Source organism: Flagellimonas crocea (assembly GCF_033441595.1).
Lineage (GTDB): Bacteria > Bacteroidota > Bacteroidia > Flavobacteriales > Flavobacteriaceae > Flagellimonas > Flagellimonas crocea.
This window is the reverse complement of the sequence record NZ_JAUZVX010000003.1, coordinates 228,628-243,940: the sequence shown is the minus strand read 5'-3', so window position 1 is coordinate 243,940 and position 15,313 is coordinate 228,628. Positions and strand designations below refer to the sequence as shown.

Annotated in this window: 15 protein-coding genes; 5 read left to right on the top strand and 10 right to left on the bottom strand. The window is 41.2% G+C overall.

Features of this window, described 5'->3' with window-relative positions:
* The first annotated feature begins 55 nt into the window (after positions 1 to 55).
* Complete coding sequence (locus SD449_RS10560; protein ID WP_318310513.1) at positions 56 to 592, top strand: DUF1697 domain-containing protein; 537 nt, start codon at positions 56 to 58, stop codon at positions 590 to 592.
* Here SD449_RS10560 and SD449_RS10555 read toward each other — a convergent pair.
* Complete coding sequence (locus SD449_RS10555; protein WP_318310512.1) at positions 589 to 1,065, bottom strand: TspO/MBR family protein; 477 nt, start codon at positions 1,063 to 1,065, stop codon at positions 589 to 591. The genes SD449_RS10560 and SD449_RS10555 overlap by 4 nt on opposite strands.
* 93 nt (positions 1,066 to 1,158) lie before the next feature.
* On the opposite strand from SD449_RS10555, the gene SD449_RS10550 reads away from it, so the two are divergent.
* The 4 genes from SD449_RS10550 (at position 1,159) to SD449_RS10535 (ending at position 5,178) form a co-directional block, all read left to right on the top strand.
* Positions 1,159 to 2,244, top strand: coding sequence for a diphosphomevalonate/mevalonate 3,5-bisphosphate decarboxylase family protein (locus tag SD449_RS10550; protein WP_318310511.1), 1,086 nt, complete (start codon positions 1,159 to 1,161; stop codon positions 2,242 to 2,244).
* A gap of 140 nt (positions 2,245 to 2,384) precedes the next feature.
* Entirely contained in the window at positions 2,385 to 3,323 is a 939-nt protein-coding gene (locus SD449_RS10545) for a mevalonate kinase family protein (RefSeq protein WP_318310510.1), read from the top strand.
* 10 nt (positions 3,324 to 3,333) lie between these two features.
* A complete protein-coding gene (locus SD449_RS10540; protein ID WP_318310509.1) occupies positions 3,334 to 4,239 on the top strand; it encodes a geranylgeranylglycerol-phosphate geranylgeranyltransferase in 906 nt (301 codons plus the stop codon).
* Between the two features lie 96 nt (positions 4,240 to 4,335).
* On the top strand, positions 4,336 to 5,178 hold the full coding sequence (locus SD449_RS10535) for a pseudouridine synthase (protein ID WP_318310508.1): 843 nt from the start codon (positions 4,336 to 4,338) through the stop codon (positions 5,176 to 5,178).
* 17 nt (positions 5,179 to 5,195) lie between these two features.
* Here SD449_RS10535 and SD449_RS10530 read toward each other — a convergent pair whose 3' ends face one another.
* From SD449_RS10530 to argH, 9 genes are all read right to left on the bottom strand, one after another.
* Positions 5,196 to 5,609, bottom strand: a complete 414-nt coding sequence (locus SD449_RS10530) for a hypothetical protein (protein ID WP_318310507.1) — start codon at positions 5,607 to 5,609, stop codon at positions 5,196 to 5,198.
* 184 nt (positions 5,610 to 5,793) lie between these two features.
* The gene (locus SD449_RS10525) at positions 5,794 to 6,567 is read right to left on the bottom strand and encodes a class I SAM-dependent methyltransferase (RefSeq protein WP_318310506.1); all 774 of its coding nucleotides are present in this window, start codon (positions 6,565 to 6,567) and stop codon (positions 5,794 to 5,796) included.
* Positions 6,568 to 6,696: 129 nt separating this feature from the next.
* Positions 6,697 to 8,886, bottom strand: a complete 2,190-nt coding sequence (locus tag SD449_RS10520; RefSeq protein WP_318310505.1) for a DUF5916 domain-containing protein — start codon at positions 8,884 to 8,886, stop codon at positions 6,697 to 6,699.
* 108 nt (positions 8,887 to 8,994) lie between these two features.
* The gene (locus tag SD449_RS10515; protein WP_318310503.1) at positions 8,995 to 9,834 is read right to left on the bottom strand and encodes a DUF5694 domain-containing protein; all 840 of its coding nucleotides are present in this window, start codon (positions 9,832 to 9,834) and stop codon (positions 8,995 to 8,997) included.
* Positions 9,835 to 9,989: 155 nt separating this feature from the next.
* Complete coding sequence (locus SD449_RS10510) at positions 9,990 to 10,517, bottom strand: nucleoside/nucleotide kinase family protein (RefSeq protein WP_318310500.1); 528 nt, start codon at positions 10,515 to 10,517, stop codon at positions 9,990 to 9,992.
* Positions 10,504 to 11,055, bottom strand: a complete 552-nt coding sequence (locus SD449_RS10505) for a GNAT family N-acetyltransferase (protein WP_318310498.1) — start codon at positions 11,053 to 11,055, stop codon at positions 10,504 to 10,506. The genes SD449_RS10510 and SD449_RS10505 overlap by 14 nt, the downstream gene beginning before the upstream one ends.
* Before the next feature lie 134 nt (positions 11,056 to 11,189).
* Entirely contained in the window at positions 11,190 to 12,782 is a 1,593-nt protein-coding gene (locus SD449_RS10500) for a M1 family metallopeptidase (RefSeq protein WP_318310496.1), read from the bottom strand.
* A gap of 172 nt (positions 12,783 to 12,954) precedes the next feature.
* Positions 12,955 to 13,788: a hypothetical protein gene (locus tag SD449_RS10495; protein WP_318310494.1), complete on the bottom strand. Its 834-nt coding sequence runs from the start codon at positions 13,786 to 13,788 to the stop codon at positions 12,955 to 12,957.
* A gap of 188 nt (positions 13,789 to 13,976) precedes the next feature.
* Complete coding sequence (gene argH / locus SD449_RS10490) at positions 13,977 to 15,263, bottom strand: argininosuccinate lyase (protein WP_318310492.1); 1,287 nt, start codon at positions 15,261 to 15,263, stop codon at positions 13,977 to 13,979.
* Positions 15,264 to 15,313 lie beyond the last annotated feature (50 nt).

The window sequence follows — 15,313 nt, the reverse complement described above, 5'->3', positions numbered from 1 at the left end:
TAATTTAAGTGCGTTTGAATTTACTAAAATTAATCCGGGTTTGGAATCTATCATTATGGGGAAAACATATATAGCGTTGCTGAGGGGAATCAATGTAAGCGGTCAAAAAAAGATAAAAATGGCCGATTTGAGGGATGTTTTGGAACAAACCGACCTGAAAAATGTAAAAACCTATATCCAAAGCGGCAATATTGTTTTTGATACTGATCTGGATGAAAGGAATCAAATCGAGGAAATCATCACAACGGCCATTCAAAAGCAGTTTGGATTTGAGGTGCCGACCTTGGTGATTCAGGGTGAAGATATTGAACGGATATTAAAAGCCAATCCTTTTTCAGAAGAAGAGGAAAACAAATTGTACTACGTTTTGCTGAAAACTTCTATAAAAGATGAATTGGTCAAGCAGTTCAATCAACTTCAGTTTGAAAAAGAAGGTTTTCATATCACGGATTCCTGTGTGTACCTCTATTGCAAAAATGGCTACGGCAATGCAAAGCTCAACAACAATCTTATCGAAAAAAAACTGGGTACACCGGCCACCACCCGAAATCAAAAAACGATGTTGAAATTGCTGGAGATGGTGTCGGACTAGGAATTAAGTTCCCAAATCTTATAGTTGAGCGCTGAGGCAAAGGCGACCCATAAAACATAGGGAATCATTAAAAGTGCGGCGGGTTTGCTGATTACCTTGAACCATTTTATGGTAAGTATGATCATCGTCAACAAGGCCAAGATCACGATCATTCCACCCAATGGATTTTTAAGTCCGAAGAAAACAATGCTCCAGAGGGCATTCAATAATAGTTGGAACACAAAATGGTACAGCGCTGTCTTGACCCAAATATGATGGTAGCCTTTGGACCAAACGATGCCCGCGGCAACGCCCATCATAATGTACAATGCTGTCCATACCGGTGCAAATAGATAGTTGGGGGGCGTAAACGAAGGTTTGTTGAGTGTAACGTACCAATCGTTCACGGAACTTTGGGTCGCAATGCTGGATAAAAAACCAATGGCAAGGCAGACCAAAACACTTACTGTTATGTAAACGATTCTTTTTTTCATGGTTGGCGCAACTTCGACTAAAATAAGAATTTATTTGTATCCGATTTCCAGTAAGTTTGCCGCTGCTTATATTTGTTGAAACAATCCATTCCAATGACGGAAAAAGATTTTTTGCCCGGCGCCTATGAAAATTTGCCAGATAGTGGCAAAGTGACTTGGAAAGCGCCCAGCAATATCGCTTTGGTAAAATACTGGGGAAAGAGGCCCGTTCAGGTTCCGGCCAACCCTTCCATTAGCTTCACTTTGGATACCTGTGCTACCACTACCTCCGTTTCCTTTGAAAAAAAGGAGAATAAGGATAATTTTTCTTTTGATCTATTTTTTGAGGGAAGGTCCAAGGAGGATTTTAAACCCAAAATCCAAACTTTTTTGGAACGGATCGAGATGTATCTGCCTTTTTTGAAGGAGTACCATTTCACCATTGAAACGTCTAATTCCTTTCCGCACAGTAGTGGAATTGCATCCTCTGCGAGTGGCATGGCGGCACTATCTCTATGCTTCATGGATATTGAAAAACAACTGTTTCCTTCCATGGAAGAAAATGTTTTTCATGCAAAAGCATCCTATTTGGCCCGATTGGGCTCCGGAAGTGCCTGCCGAAGTATCAAAGGGAGTCTTGTGCAGTGGGGAAATCACGCCAATATTCCGGACAGTTCGGATTTGTACGGTATTGCATATCCGTTTGAAGTGAATCCCGTTTTTAAAAGTTATTGCGATACCATTTTGTTGGTACACAAAGGTCAAAAACAAGTAAGCAGCACAGTAGGGCATCAATTGATGCATGGTCATCCGTATGCTCAAAACCGGTTTCAACAAGCATTTGACAATCTGGATAAGCTAAAACCTATTTTGGCAAGTGGCGATTTGGAAGAGTTCATCAAACTAGTGGAAAGCGAAGCACTTACCCTGCATGCCATGATGATGACGAGCATGCCCTATTTTATGTTGATGAAGCCCGATACCTTGGAAATCCTCAATAAAATCTGGGAATTTCGTGAGGCGACGCAAACACCGGTATGTTTTACGCTGGATGCGGGTGCCAACGTACATTTGCTGTACCCATCATCAGAAAAGGAAATAGTACGGAATTTTATCAAGGAGAAACTGGCAGTACATTGTGAAAACGGACAATATATCCACGATGGGGTAGGAACAGGGGCCATCAAAATAAACGGTTAAAAATGAACAGCTAAGCTGTTTTTTTACGTTATTTGCCAAGATTTTAGACCATTGAGAACAGGTTTTATAGATAAATTCGGTTTGTTTATCGAAATTTATCAAACTTTAAACAAAATTTGTTTGTATCTTAGTAGTAGCATATGAAAGGTCCATTATTTTATTCCAAGATTCTATTGTTCGGGGAGTACGGTATCATCAAAGACTCCAAAGGACTTTCCATACCCTACAATTTTTTCAAAGGAGCCCTTAAATGGGACAAGAACGATTCCGAAATGGCCCAGCGTTCCAATAAAAGCCTGAAGGCTTTTGCGGAGTATCTCAAGGTCCTTGAAATTAAGGAAGAAGGTCTGGTTTCTTTTGATATTGATGCCTTGGAAAAAGATGTCGCGGACGGAATGTATTTTGACAGTTCCATTCCACAAGGCTACGGAATTGGTAGCAGTGGTGCATTGGTCGCTGCAATTTACGACCGTTATGCTACGGATAAAATCACCGTATTGGAAAACCTTACCCGAGAGAAACTCCTTCAACTGAAGAAGATTTTTGGCAAAATGGAATCCTTTTTTCACGGTAAATCCTCCGGGTTGGACCCCTTGAACAGTTATCTGAGCCTGCCCATTTTAATCAACTCCAAGGACAACATTGAATCCACCAGCATTCCTTCACAAAATACCGAAGGAAAAGGTGCCGTGTTCTTGTTGGACAGTGGAATGACCGGGGAAACCGCGCCCATGGTGCAGCTTTTTATGGAAAACATGAAGCAGGAAGGATTCCGTAAAATGATAAAAAATCAATTTATAAAGCATACTGACGCTTGCGTGGAGGATTTTTTGAACGGCAACGTAAAATCGCTGTTCGGAAACCTCAAACAACTGTCACATGTGGTTTTTGACCATTTTAAGCCGATGATTCCATCCAAGTTCCACCAACTTTGGGAAAAAGGAATCGAAACCAATGATTATTACCTCAAACTTTGTGGATCGGGTGGTGGCGGATACATTTTGGGCTTTACCCAAGATTTGGAAAAGGCCAAAAAAGCCCTCGAAGGCCATACTTTGGAAGTAGTGTACAACTTCTAAAAACAATCCCATGCTTAGTAGAAAGAACAAACTCTTGCTTTTTAAGCTGTTGAGTCTGTTTTCTGTAGTTCGAGGATACAATATTTTGGTGATAACCCTGGCCCAGTACTTGGCGTCCATTTATATATTGGCCCCCGATATTCCATTGCGGGCAGTAATCCTTGATCTCAATCTATTTTTGATCGTTACCGCTTCGGCACTTACCATTGCAAGTGGGTACATCATCAACAACTTTTACGATGCGGAAAAGGATTTGATCAACAAGCCCACCAAAAGTATGCTGGATCGTTTGGTGAGCCAGCGTTTTAAGCTCACCACTTATTTTATCCTCAACTTTTTGGCCGTTTTTGCAGCAAGTTATATTTCCTTTAGGGCAGTACTGTTTTTCTCCGCCTACATATTTGGTATCTGGATCTACTCCCATAAACTAAAGCGCATACCACTGGTGGGCAATCTGGTATCTTCCACTTTGGCCATTGCACCGTTTTTCGTTGTATTTGTCTATTATTGGAATTTTCAGACCGTAATCTTTGTGCATGCCCTCTTTTTGTTTTTATTGATACTGGCCCGTGAAATGATCAAGGATTTGGAGAGTATGCCGGGGGATATCGCACAGAACTATAAAACCATACCCATTATTTACGGCCCCAAGGTGTCCAAGACCATAATCTCCCTTTTGATCGTACTGACGCTGGTTCCCGCATTATTGCTAATCAAAACTTTCGATGTTGGATACATGTACCTCTATTTTATTGCTTGTATCGTTCTTCTGGTGCTTTTGCTGATACTGTTATGGAAGGCCAATGGCAAAAAACACTACGTATGGCTGCACAACATCATCAAGTTTATTATCGTTGCAGGGGTTTTCAGTATCCTTTTGATAGATGTTGATGTAGTGCTGAACCGTATTCTGTAAGGTTCTTCTCTTTCTTGAAACAATGGAACAAAGAATTGTCCCCTCGAGAAGACCTTAGGGGTATTAAAAAGACTACATTTGCAAAAAATTCGACTGATGGCGAAATCAGACAACAACAAAGGCAGAAGACCTTCCAAAAGCTTCAAGGGAAACGATAGAAAAAAGCCTTTTGAAAAGAAATTTTCTTCAAGACCTAAACAGGATGCCCCACGGGCAAAGTCCAACCCCGATGAAATTCGTTTGAACCGATATATTGCCAATGCTGGTATTTGCTCACGAAGAGAAGCGGACACGTACATCGCAGCAGGTAATGTAACTGTTAACGGAAAGCCGGTCACCGAGATGGGCTACAAGGTAAAACGTTCCGATGATGTCCGTTTTGATGGAAAACGACTCAGCTTGGAAAAAAAGGAGTACATTCTCTTGAACAAGCCCAAGAACTTTATTACCACTACAAGTGATGAAAAAGGGCGCCGCACGGTAATGGAGCTAATTTCGAGCGCATCGAACAACCGACTGTTGCCCGTAGGCCGTTTGGACAGGAACACAACAGGTCTGTTGCTCTTCACCAACGATGGGGACCTTACCAAAAAACTGACGCATCCCAAGCATAACGTACGCAAGATTTACCACGTGCATTTGGACAATAACCTAAGTTTGGGCGACCTCCATAAAATCGAGGCTGGTCTGGAACTGGAAGATGGGCCCATATCCGTGGATAGCGTGAGTTACATCCAAGGGGCACCAAAGCGAGAGGTGGGCGTGGAAATCCACAGCGGACGAAACCGTATCGTGCGCCGTATCTTTGAGCATTTGGGCTATAATGTGACCAAATTGGACCGTGTGGTCTTCGCCGGCCTGACCAAAAAAGATTTGCCACGAGGACACTGGAGGTACTTAACGGAGCAAGAGGTAATCAATTTGAGGAATATTAAGTAATTTAAATATTTTAAGAACTAGTTCTTAGATTGGATTTTAGTTTTGAGCTTCTTATTCATTTGTGTAGCGATAATGATTGAGTTTACATGGGAAATAATAAAGTAGCCTACACCAAAAGGGACTGAAATTATCATACCATATATTAAAATATCCCGTAATTCAAGAATTTCAAATTGGCTGAAATAAGAAGCTCCAAAAATTGATGTTAGAACTAACATAAGACTTAGGATTACGCCAATAAGGCTTTGAAGCTTTTCCAATTTTGTTATTTTGATTTCGATATCACTCTTCTCAAAACTTAAATAGTTTTGGACCAATTTAATCTTGCGCCAAGTATAGTTGCCACCCAGTTTATCCTTGAATGAAATTAATTTATAAATGGATTTTTCATTAGCCTTGATACCGGTTTCTAAATAGAAATATTTCTCCATTAGGTTAGGCCATATAAAATCAGATTCAAATTTTGTATTTGAAAACAGCTCTTTAGAATTACAGTAGTTATTAGTCTCACTCCTTAAAACGGAATATTTGTGCGATGAAAAATGATTATTAAGAATTTTTGTGCAGGAACCTAGTATTAGATTAATTATGGGAAAAACATCAATTTTCATAAGGCTATACTTCAAATGGTTTCTTATGGCACAGGTAAACTTTTTCGGTACTGTCAAACCCATACTTAAACTGCTCTTCTTTTGTAAAGGAAGAAATATAATCATCCTCTATTACTTCAAAACCTGCATCTGCCAATCTCAATTTATAATCTTGGCCGTACCATCGAACATGATCCTTCCTTCCATACGCCTTCAGCCTTCCTTTTTTGGATGTAATGGAAAAATCTTCATACGTTTTCTCCAGATTATAGTCGATCGGAACTTGAAATATTCCTAAACCGTTTGGCTTCATTACCCTATACAGTTCCGACATGGCAAGTGTATCGTTGGGAATGTGTTCCAGGACGTGGTTACATAAAATAAAGTCAAACGTATTGGCCTCGAACGGAATCTTGGTGATATCAGCTTTGATAACTGCGGTTTTTCCGTCGTATTTATAAATCTTCGGGTTTAGATCGCACGGAAAATATGAGATACCTTCCATCTCCGAAAAAATATCATAGAAAACCTTTTCCGGTGCAAAGTGAAGGAGCTTCATCGGTTTTTTGATCAGGTTTTTCTGCTGAATGTATTCCCAAACCAATCGGTGCCGTTCCAATGAGCCGCAACTGTGGCATTGTGCATTTTTTCTGTTTTTGTTGCCAAAAGGCCCAAATTCCCTATACTTCGCATTACAAATGGTGCATTGGACAGCATTTCCTTCAAATAATCTTTGTTTTCTCTTTTTTCGGTATTCCCTATGCTTTTGTTTGATAGAAAATTTAAGTAGGTTCTTCATTTTTATAGATGCTATTAATGGCATGTGAAAAAATAAAGATGAGGAAAACGGACCGATGTGACCAGCGCCAATTGACGGATGCCCCGTTTGGGTTGACGGATTCAGAAGGATTGTCTGAAATTTAAATAATCACCGATTAAACCAATAGGTAAACTTGAGCGTCAGTGACCATAGATTACCTTCCAGTGGCGACAATTGTTCATTATTGTTGAAGACCAGAAATAAATCCGAAGCAGGGGCGTAGCGCCATTGGAGTCTGGAATTGATGCCAAAATTATTGACCTGCTCGTTGTATTGGAACAGGGTGTTCCAAAACAATTTATTGGTAAAAGTTATATCTGCTTCAGTGCCCACAAGCCAAAAATCCGTGGTGTACCATGGTTCGGGCAGATCAAGATTATTATAACTGAGGACAGCACCCAAACTCACGTAGGGCTGAAAACGATACCCGAGTTCCGCATTCAGGTTGGTTCGGTATCCCCCCGAAAAATAGCGGCCCAATCGGGTAGTGAGATTATAGGTGAACAAACTTTTGGGACGTGAACTGTATTCAAGATAAACCCCGTTCCAATGGTGGCGGGTTCCTGCGGCCAATTCCTCTTTTCCTGTGTTAGTGGGGTCAAACGGGGCCAAAAGCTGCACATATTCATTAAAAACATCCACTCCCAACGAGCTGCGGTCCATAAAATTTACCGTATACCCTAAAATGGACACGTAGTCAGTGGAGTTCATACTTGGGTCAAAATAATAGAAGCCCGTGTACTGGGGACCATGGCTCACCACCTTTTCGCTGTTGGGCAAAAATAGATGCCCTACGGAACCTTCCAATTTAATGTAATTGTTCCGGGGCACAAAACCTACTTCCGAAGTGAAGTTCTTGGAGATATACTCCTGCTGCACGCGCCAGTTCCATTTACGACTACTGTATTCCAAATGGGCACCTTGGGCAAAACCGTTATAGGTAGAATCTGGGCCAAACGATTTCAGCATAAATACCTTACCATTATATTGGTTGTCGGCAGAGGCCAAGTTGTATTCCAGTCCAAGGTTCCTATTGAATTTGGTGAATTGTGTTTGAAGACTATCCGCCAAAGAATTATAATCCAAAGACTCTTTGTTCACGAACATCAAACCAATATTGGAGCGGGAGAATACCTTTTGTTGCAGGGAGAGTACCGCAAAGTTTTGACCGGGCAACCCCGTTTCATCGACCTTGTCGGTCTGCATGTCCATCATGCCCAAACGGAGGTTGCGGTTGAGGTTTCCGCTCACACGGGCACCTGCAATAATGGGCACGCCCAATCCAATTCTTCGTGAAAAAAATGGACGGATGTTGTCATACCCAAAACTGGCAAAGAGGTCTGCATTTTCAAGGAAAAACTGGCGTCTTTCAGGAAAAAATAGTTCAAAACGGGTCAAATTGGCCACTTGACGGTCGGCTTCCACCTGCGAAAAATCTGGATTTATGGTCAAGTCCAAATTAAGTGAAGAAGTGAGACCAAGTTTTACATCCCCACCTACCTTAAATTCATTATCGTACGTAATATCCTCGATGCTAGAATTGCCCACTGTTCCCAGCACGTAGGGGATTATGGAGTAATTGAGCCCTTGCTTTGGTGGCGGATTGTCCCAGACCATCGTGCCCGTATAGGCCAAAGAAGCAGTTGGGAATTGTCGAGGAATGGGTGTCCAGCTCGATTTTTCGTTGGTGCTCAAATCCAGTCTGGAAAAGTTCACGCCCCATTCGGTCACGTCTTTTTCATAACGGATGGATTTAAAGGGAATGGCCATTTCCACGACCCACTTATCCTCATGATTTTGAATTTCTGAAACCCATTTGCTGTCCCAATTCAGGTCAATACTGCCACCGTTGGACATGGTACCGTCCCATTGAGCGCCATAGGCATTTGCGCCAAAACTAAATCCTGTGGTCTGGTTGTTGAATGGGTCCATGAACAACAAAAAATTATCGTTGCCCCCAAAAGAAAAGTCCCTGCGGAGCGATTCTACCACATAGGTATTACCGGGAGTCTTAAAAAAGGTGGCCAGCAGATAGAGTTGTTTATCGTCGTATGCCATTTTTACTTCGGATGGCTGAGTGGCCTTGCGGTCGTCCATAGGCAATACCATGAAAAAATCTTTTGCCGGTTCTGCTTTTTGCCATGTTTCCTCGTTGCCAATACCATCAATGGTGAAGGTTTCATCGGTCTTGAAAAGGTGAATTTTGTAATCGGCGTTTTTCTTTTGGGCAAAGGAAAAAGCACCAAATAACATGGCAATGGCCATGCAGGCGGGGGTTGAAATAGTACGGTTGATCATTGTTTGTTTAGTGCGGTAAATGTAATGATTTACTTTGTTTTTTAACAATAGACCAAAACCGTCTTCCTGAAATTCACTTGGTTATTTAGCAATGAGATAGAATTCGTTTTAATCCTCCAAACTGCTGAATTCTACAAATTCATATTGTGGTGATGCTTCCAATAGTTGACGTAAAATGGCCGCGTGTCCGTTGCCAAAGATGACCAAAATACGTTCTTCTGGACTTTTGGTAATATTGATGAGGTTAGAAAAGATCCGCACGTTTCGGTTATACCACCAAATGGACAAATGGTCGGCACCTTGGCCGTCGCCTGTGGCAATGGAGCCTGTAAGATAAAGTCCAAAATTAAAATTATGTCCTTCACGGGTATTCATGGCCTTGATGAAATCCAACAGATGAACATCCTTCATTTTTTTGTCCCGATAGTCAAAATATTCCTCGGCATATGCCCAAAAGGGGTCTTCAATTTCCCAATTCACTTTTTCCAGCAGCTCTCTTAAGTAAACGGAATCCTTTCTGTAAAGATCATTGCGTAGGTCTGTGGCATCGATGCCATATACGGAGTCCAAACCTAAATCAGTAGCTATGCGCATGCCCAATTGATAGCGTTCGTCCCTGTTGGACCGGTGTTGGCCATTTTTGTATTCGTCAATTTTTTGCATGGTGTTCCAGGAGGGCATGGCCTCAATGGCAATTTTTGTGGGCTTAAATTTTTTGATGTAGGCCACAAGTTCTTCCAGTTCCGACTTTTTGGGTTCCTTTAAAACGTCGATTTTATTCTCATCGGCTGTTTTCACCTCGTCCAAACCAGGAAAATTAAAATGAAAGGTGCCTACGACAAGTACCTTGGTCTTTTGGGCTGGATAAAATTCGGATGGTGGTTTTAATTGGGTTTGACCAAAAGAAAAAGTGGAAACTAGAACGATAAGAAAGATTAATCGGTACATGGCTGTGTTTTTCTTTTAAAGATGATGGAGGGCAGTGAATTGTTACAGTGAAAGAACAAAAAATTTTATCGAGGTTTTGGGTTTTATTTGGAATAGCACATACAACTATATCGAACGATAGTTAAGTTAACAGATAAAATCCAAAAGCTCTGAGGTCATTTAATGATTTGTTCAATAAGTCCACCGATTTCTTTTATAAGTTCCTTCTTGGATTTGTTTTCATTGACTATCGCAAAATCTGTATCAAAATTTCTTTCCCGTACTTTCTTATTGATATTTAAAACTTGGTCATCAGAAATATTGATATGTATTTCTTGGTCTCTGGATTTTACCCGCTCCAAACAGGTCGTGCCGTTTGCAAAGACACCTATGGTGATCACCCGAAAATCACTTTTTAAACGTCCAAGCATTTCATCAAAATATTCGGTCAGACCTGTGGACTCGAATACAAGTTTGTCTTTATGGGCTAAGCTACTTCGGATTCCCTTTTCAATGCTCCCAAAAACTTGTTCTAGATATGCTTTATCATCAACATCTCTATTTTTGATGATTTTCTTGGCCCAATCCTCCACTCGAATGAATGTTATCCCAAACTCCTTGTCGAACAGGGTTCCAATAAAAGACTTTCCACTGCCTTTTTGCCCAATCAGCAGAAATATTGTTTTACGATTAATAGTTCCCACGCTTCCGCTTTTGTAGTTCCCATTTCCAGATAAGCCCCTCTTCCAGGTCGTTGATTTCTTCAACCTTTTCAAAGCCACATTTCATCAATACTCTGGTTGAAGGGTTCTCATGTCCTAGGGTGTGGGCAATCACTTTTTTCACGCTACTGTCCCTAAAAGCATTTTCAACAAGACCGTTTGTCATTTCAGTGGCAAGTCCACGATTGCGGTAGGCCGGAGCAATCTCGTATCCGAGTTCAACAGTGCCATCCGCCGTTGGTTTTCCTTTGTAACCGCCGCTTCCTATCAATTTGTTGTCCTGCTTGTGAATAGGGAAATAGGTCCACCAATCTTTTTCGTCTTCACTTTCTGTAAGCCTGTCAAGCGAATATTGTAGTGCAGCAACACCAAACTCCGTCCAATTATCTTGAATGCTAACCCCCAACTTTTGGGCAATGATTTCATTTCCTTCAATCGCAGCTTTCAAAATGTCACCATTACAGGCGATGAGCTTTAAGTTCTTTGTTTCTATTATGGTCGTTGTCCTGATCGTGGTCATGTTTCTTCCTTTTGGTATCAGCTTGATGCTAACAAGTTGCTAAACATAATTTTTAGCAGGAGTCAAGATATCTTTTTTCAGGATAGAACTCTACCGGTAATTAACGAATGGGCCATTTGAATTTACGGATACTATTATTTTCCCATATCCTCAAACAACGTCCACTCATTTGGATCTAAAACAATGGAATCGGGTCGGTCTTTGCTTTCCAATTGGATGTTTTGGTTGCGCTGGTCCAACACAATGGTTTTTATGGTCAGTTTTCCATCTTTTACCACACCTATTTCCAAAGGAAACCCAAATACATGATGGTCTTGCAGTTGTTGTATGTTGAGATTGATGTTCCCATTGCTGTAATTCCAGTTCCATTTGATTTGTGGATGCCCCTTCACAAACAACCATTGCTCAAAAAAGGACGCCAAATCCTCTCCCGATGCCTCTTCCATTACGTGCCTAAAATCATCCGTCAGCACATTGCTGTTTTGGTATTTCGCGTAGTAATTTCGGATGCCTTCCCAGAATACGCCATCGCCCAATTTGTGCCGTAACATGTTCAGTACCCATCCCCCTTTTTGGTAGGTGTTGGTGCTCAAGACCTTCATGGGGTCTTTAATGGTGAGGTCGACAATGGGAGCGGGGTTTTTTCGGTAATACTCAAAGATTTGCTGCTTATCGATGGCCAACTCCTCTTTTCTGCGCTCATCGCCATATTCGCTTTCCAAATACAGAATGCAGAAATACGTGGCAAACCCCTCGCTCAACCAAACGTGGTTCCAGCTTTTCTCCGTGGCTGAATTACCGAACCACTGGTGGGCAATTTCATGGGCAATAAGGGGCTCAACTGTTTTGTTGCCCGTTACAGAATTTTCAAAATACGCAATGGTACCAGCATTTTCCAGCCCGCCCCATTGGGTCTTGGCCTGCATGTTGGCCAGTTTGGCGTATGAATAGGGTCCGATATGATTTATAAAATATTCGAGTACATCGCCCGCTACGGTATAATCTCCAAAACCCTCCAATCGGTTTTGCGGATATACCCAGGCCGAAACTTCGATACCATCCACATAATCCACTACTCGCGAAGCAAACTCTGTAACGCCAATGGTCATTACTTTGGTGGCCACAGGAGCAGGTTCTTCGTAAATGGTTAGTTTGTAACCGTTTTCCAGATTGCTTTCTTCGATTTTCTTGCCCGTTGCCACCACATCGTATTGTTCTGGGGCAGTGATTCGGAATTCCACGCTTGCCTTATCGTACGGATGGTCTACAGACGGCAGCCAATGCCTAGCCAAGTTGGGCCAATTGTCTCCAAAAAAAGAGCGCTTTCCAAATTTGGTGGTATCTATGACCAAACCTCTTTCAGGAACACCCTGGTATTTGATGGTGAACGTCTGTACGGAATCGTTCGAATTTTTAGGAACGATGTTGATTTTGTTATTGGTATAGGTGTAGTTTGCCTTGGAGCCATTTTCCAACACACGGGTCACTTCCATGCCAAATTCTCCCGATTTTTGGATGAGGTCCAAAGCAAATGGAACCATGCCCTCCTTAAAACGGACCGTTACTTCGGTCTCCCCTTTGATTTCGTTGGTGGCATCGTTTAAATGAAGACCAAAAACATAGTTTTGGACATCTACCGATTCATTTTTGGCATATAGGTCTTGGGCATTTCCAGTAAGGCAAGCAAAAATAAAAGTGAATACAAAGGTTACAGTTCGAAGTTGCATAAATAAACCATTATAGTTGATGGCTCAAGATACAATTTTGGGAAAAAGCCTGTATGACTTTTTGCAGGGAACCCAAAAATTAAAAAAAGGGAGTTTTTGTAACGGCACTTATCGGTTGGGCTATGGCACTTTTTAATGTGCTATAGCTTTTGTTGGTGGTAGTTGTTCATTTTTAAAAAGGTAATGTATCTATGTAAACGGACAGTGGAATTTTGAAATTGAAGCTTCCTTTTTCTGTAGCTATTTCTAAGAATAAATTGCCTTGTATTGTATAGTTATCTCTTATCTCTTCTCCGTCATATGCGTAAGCTAGAATCCTTGAGGTGTTGAATTCGATTTGAGTCCACCCTTTTTTAGGGATTTTTGTAATATCTAAATTGAGATGATATTTATAGTTGTAAGGTTTTAGATCAGATTTTCTATTTGGAATCTTGTTTCCCCTCTGTTTGATGTTCCATTGTTTTGATGAGTGGATGTATACAGCTTGAATTTCAGGTGATACCCTATTTGATTTATTTTCAATATCAAGGGTGAAATCAATATTCGCATTCGCAAACTCTTCTGTCGTTTCCAGAATCCCATTCGTTTTCAGTTCAATTTCAAATGGATTGTTTTTTCGATTAGCAATTTCTTGTTTAGCCCAATTAATATTTTCGGAAAGCTGTTCTTTTAAGTAAGAAATCTTATTGCCGTAAACAATATGGCGCTTATGCTTTAAATCGAATGGTATGTTTTCTGCTGAAGTCGTTGTGAGGATACATAATTTGTCGATTGCATGTGCATATCCAAGTTCATAAAACACATTTGGATTTTTATCGGATAAATCAGCTATTATAAAATCAGCGTTTTCAATTTCAGAATAAATTTTATCAAGCATTCCTTCCTCAAATAATTCCTCATCTAGCCTATAGGCTTTAACTTCCAGGTCTTTAGCAGTTTCTTTAATACCAATTTGATAGATGTCATCAAATGCCTCATCAAAGGGCATTATTACAAATGCTTTCATATATTCCGTTTAATTGCCACCAACCTTAAAGATATGATTCGTTTTAATGAATTATATCGACCAATACCTGCCTGTCGGCAGACAGGAGTGAAGTTAGTATTTTTCGGGTTTAAATTCCAGCCTCAATTGGTCAACGCCCCATTTGGATTGATAAACCAGAAATCAACACTTGATAAGCAGTAGTATTTTTAGGAATTTAAGGATTTCTCCATTTTCTCTTTTATCTGCTCCAAGCACAGATTGCCCAAACTCCCTTCGTGGCTATGCTCTATATCGCGTTTCGGTTTAAAATTGCCATTTTCTATGGCCTTGCCCATGGTTTTGTAGGCATCACGAAAAGGCATTCCGCTTTTAACCAACTCGTTCAAGGTATCCACACTGAAGAGATAATCGTATTTCGGGTCTTCCAAAATGGACTTGTTCACTTTGATTTCTTTTAGGCTGAAGGTCATCATCTCCAAACAGGCGTGCATGTCCTGCAAAGCAGGGACTATGACTTCTTTTACCAATTGAAGGTCACGGTGGTACCCGCTGGGCAAATTGTTCATGATCATGATCAATTGGTTGGGCACCGCTTGAATTTTATTGCACTTGGCTCTGATCAATTCGAACACATCTGGATTTTTCTTGTGCGGCATAATGCTGCTTCCAGTGGTCAACTCGTTCGGGAAGGAGATAAAATCAAAATTTTGGCTCATGTACAGACAAATGTCCATCGCCATTTTTGATAGGGTGGCGGCAACGCTCGAAATTCCAAAAGCGGTTGCCTTCTCCACTTTTCCACGTCCCATTTGGGCGGCCACTACATTATATTTCAAGGTTGAAAACTCCATTTCGGCAGTCGTGAAACTTCTGTCAATAGGGAAGGAGCTTCCGTAGCCTGCGGCACTGCCCAGTGGATTTTGGTCGGCAACTTTATGGGCTGCTTGTACAAAGTACAGATCGTCTATCAAACTTTCGGCATAGGCAGAAAACCATAGTCCGAACGAGGATGGCATAGCAATCTGAAGGTGGGTGTAGCCTGGCAGCAAGATATTTTTGTGTTTGTCCGCTAATTTCATCAACAGGTCAAATAGTTCTTTTACTTGATCTTTGATCTCTGTCAATTCATCTTTGAGGAACAACTGCATGGCCACCAAAACCTGATCGTTCCTGGATCGGGCCGAATGGATTTTTTTACCAGTATCGCCCAATTTTTCGGTGAGTATAAACTCTATCTTCGAGTGCATGTCCTCAAAATCATCTTCGATGGTAAACTTTCCTTTTTCAATGTCCTTGGCAATGGTATCCAATGCTTTTACCAGTTCCTTGGCCTCTTCTTCGGAAATCAGCCCGACTTTGCCCAACATTTTGGCGTGGGCTTTGGAAGCGATGACGTCATATTTGGCCAATACCAAATCCAGTTCGCGGTCGTTGCCTACGGTAAAGTGGTCTATTTTTTTATCGGTACTGAATCCTTTGTCCCAGAGTTTCATAATTTTCGTTTTGTCATTCCCATGAAAATGGGAATCTCATGATTTTGATA

What these genes read in the sequence shown, in the direction of transcription:
- SD449_RS10540 (WP_318310509.1), top strand. Translation starts at nt 3,334, where the DNA reads ATGCTTAGTAGAAAGAACAAACTCTTGCTTTTTAAGCTGTTGAGTCTG.
- argH (WP_318310492.1), bottom strand. Translation starts at nt 15,263, where the DNA reads ATGAAACTCTGGGACAAAGGATTCAGTACCGATAAAAAAATAGACCAC.
- SD449_RS10495 (WP_318310494.1), bottom strand. Translation starts at nt 13,788, where the DNA reads ATGAAAGCATTTGTAATAATGCCCTTTGATGAGGCATTTGATGACATC.
- SD449_RS10560 (WP_318310513.1), top strand. Translation starts at nt 56, where the DNA reads ATGGGGAAAACATATATAGCGTTGCTGAGGGGAATCAATGTAAGCGGT.
- SD449_RS10500 (WP_318310496.1), bottom strand. Translation starts at nt 12,782, where the DNA reads ATGCAACTTCGAACTGTAACCTTTGTATTCACTTTTATTTTTGCTTGC.
- SD449_RS10555 (WP_318310512.1), bottom strand. Translation starts at nt 1,065, where the DNA reads ATGAAAAAAAGAATCGTTTACATAACAGTAAGTGTTTTGGTCTGCCTT.
- SD449_RS10525 (WP_318310506.1), bottom strand. Translation starts at nt 6,567, where the DNA reads ATGAAGAACCTACTTAAATTTTCTATCAAACAAAAGCATAGGGAATAC.
- SD449_RS10545 (WP_318310510.1), top strand. Translation starts at nt 2,385, where the DNA reads ATGAAAGGTCCATTATTTTATTCCAAGATTCTATTGTTCGGGGAGTAC.
- SD449_RS10530 (WP_318310507.1), bottom strand. Translation starts at nt 5,609, where the DNA reads ATGGAGAAATATTTCTATTTAGAAACCGGTATCAAGGCTAATGAAAAA.
- SD449_RS10505 (WP_318310498.1), bottom strand. Translation starts at nt 11,055, where the DNA reads ATGACCACGATCAGGACAACGACCATAATAGAAACAAAGAACTTAAAG.
- SD449_RS10520 (WP_318310505.1), bottom strand. Translation starts at nt 8,886, where the DNA reads ATGATCAACCGTACTATTTCAACCCCCGCCTGCATGGCCATTGCCATG.
- SD449_RS10535 (WP_318310508.1), top strand. Translation starts at nt 4,336, where the DNA reads ATGGCGAAATCAGACAACAACAAAGGCAGAAGACCTTCCAAAAGCTTC.
- SD449_RS10550 (WP_318310511.1), top strand. Translation starts at nt 1,159, where the DNA reads ATGACGGAAAAAGATTTTTTGCCCGGCGCCTATGAAAATTTGCCAGAT.
- SD449_RS10515 (WP_318310503.1), bottom strand. Translation starts at nt 9,834, where the DNA reads ATGTACCGATTAATCTTTCTTATCGTTCTAGTTTCCACTTTTTCTTTT.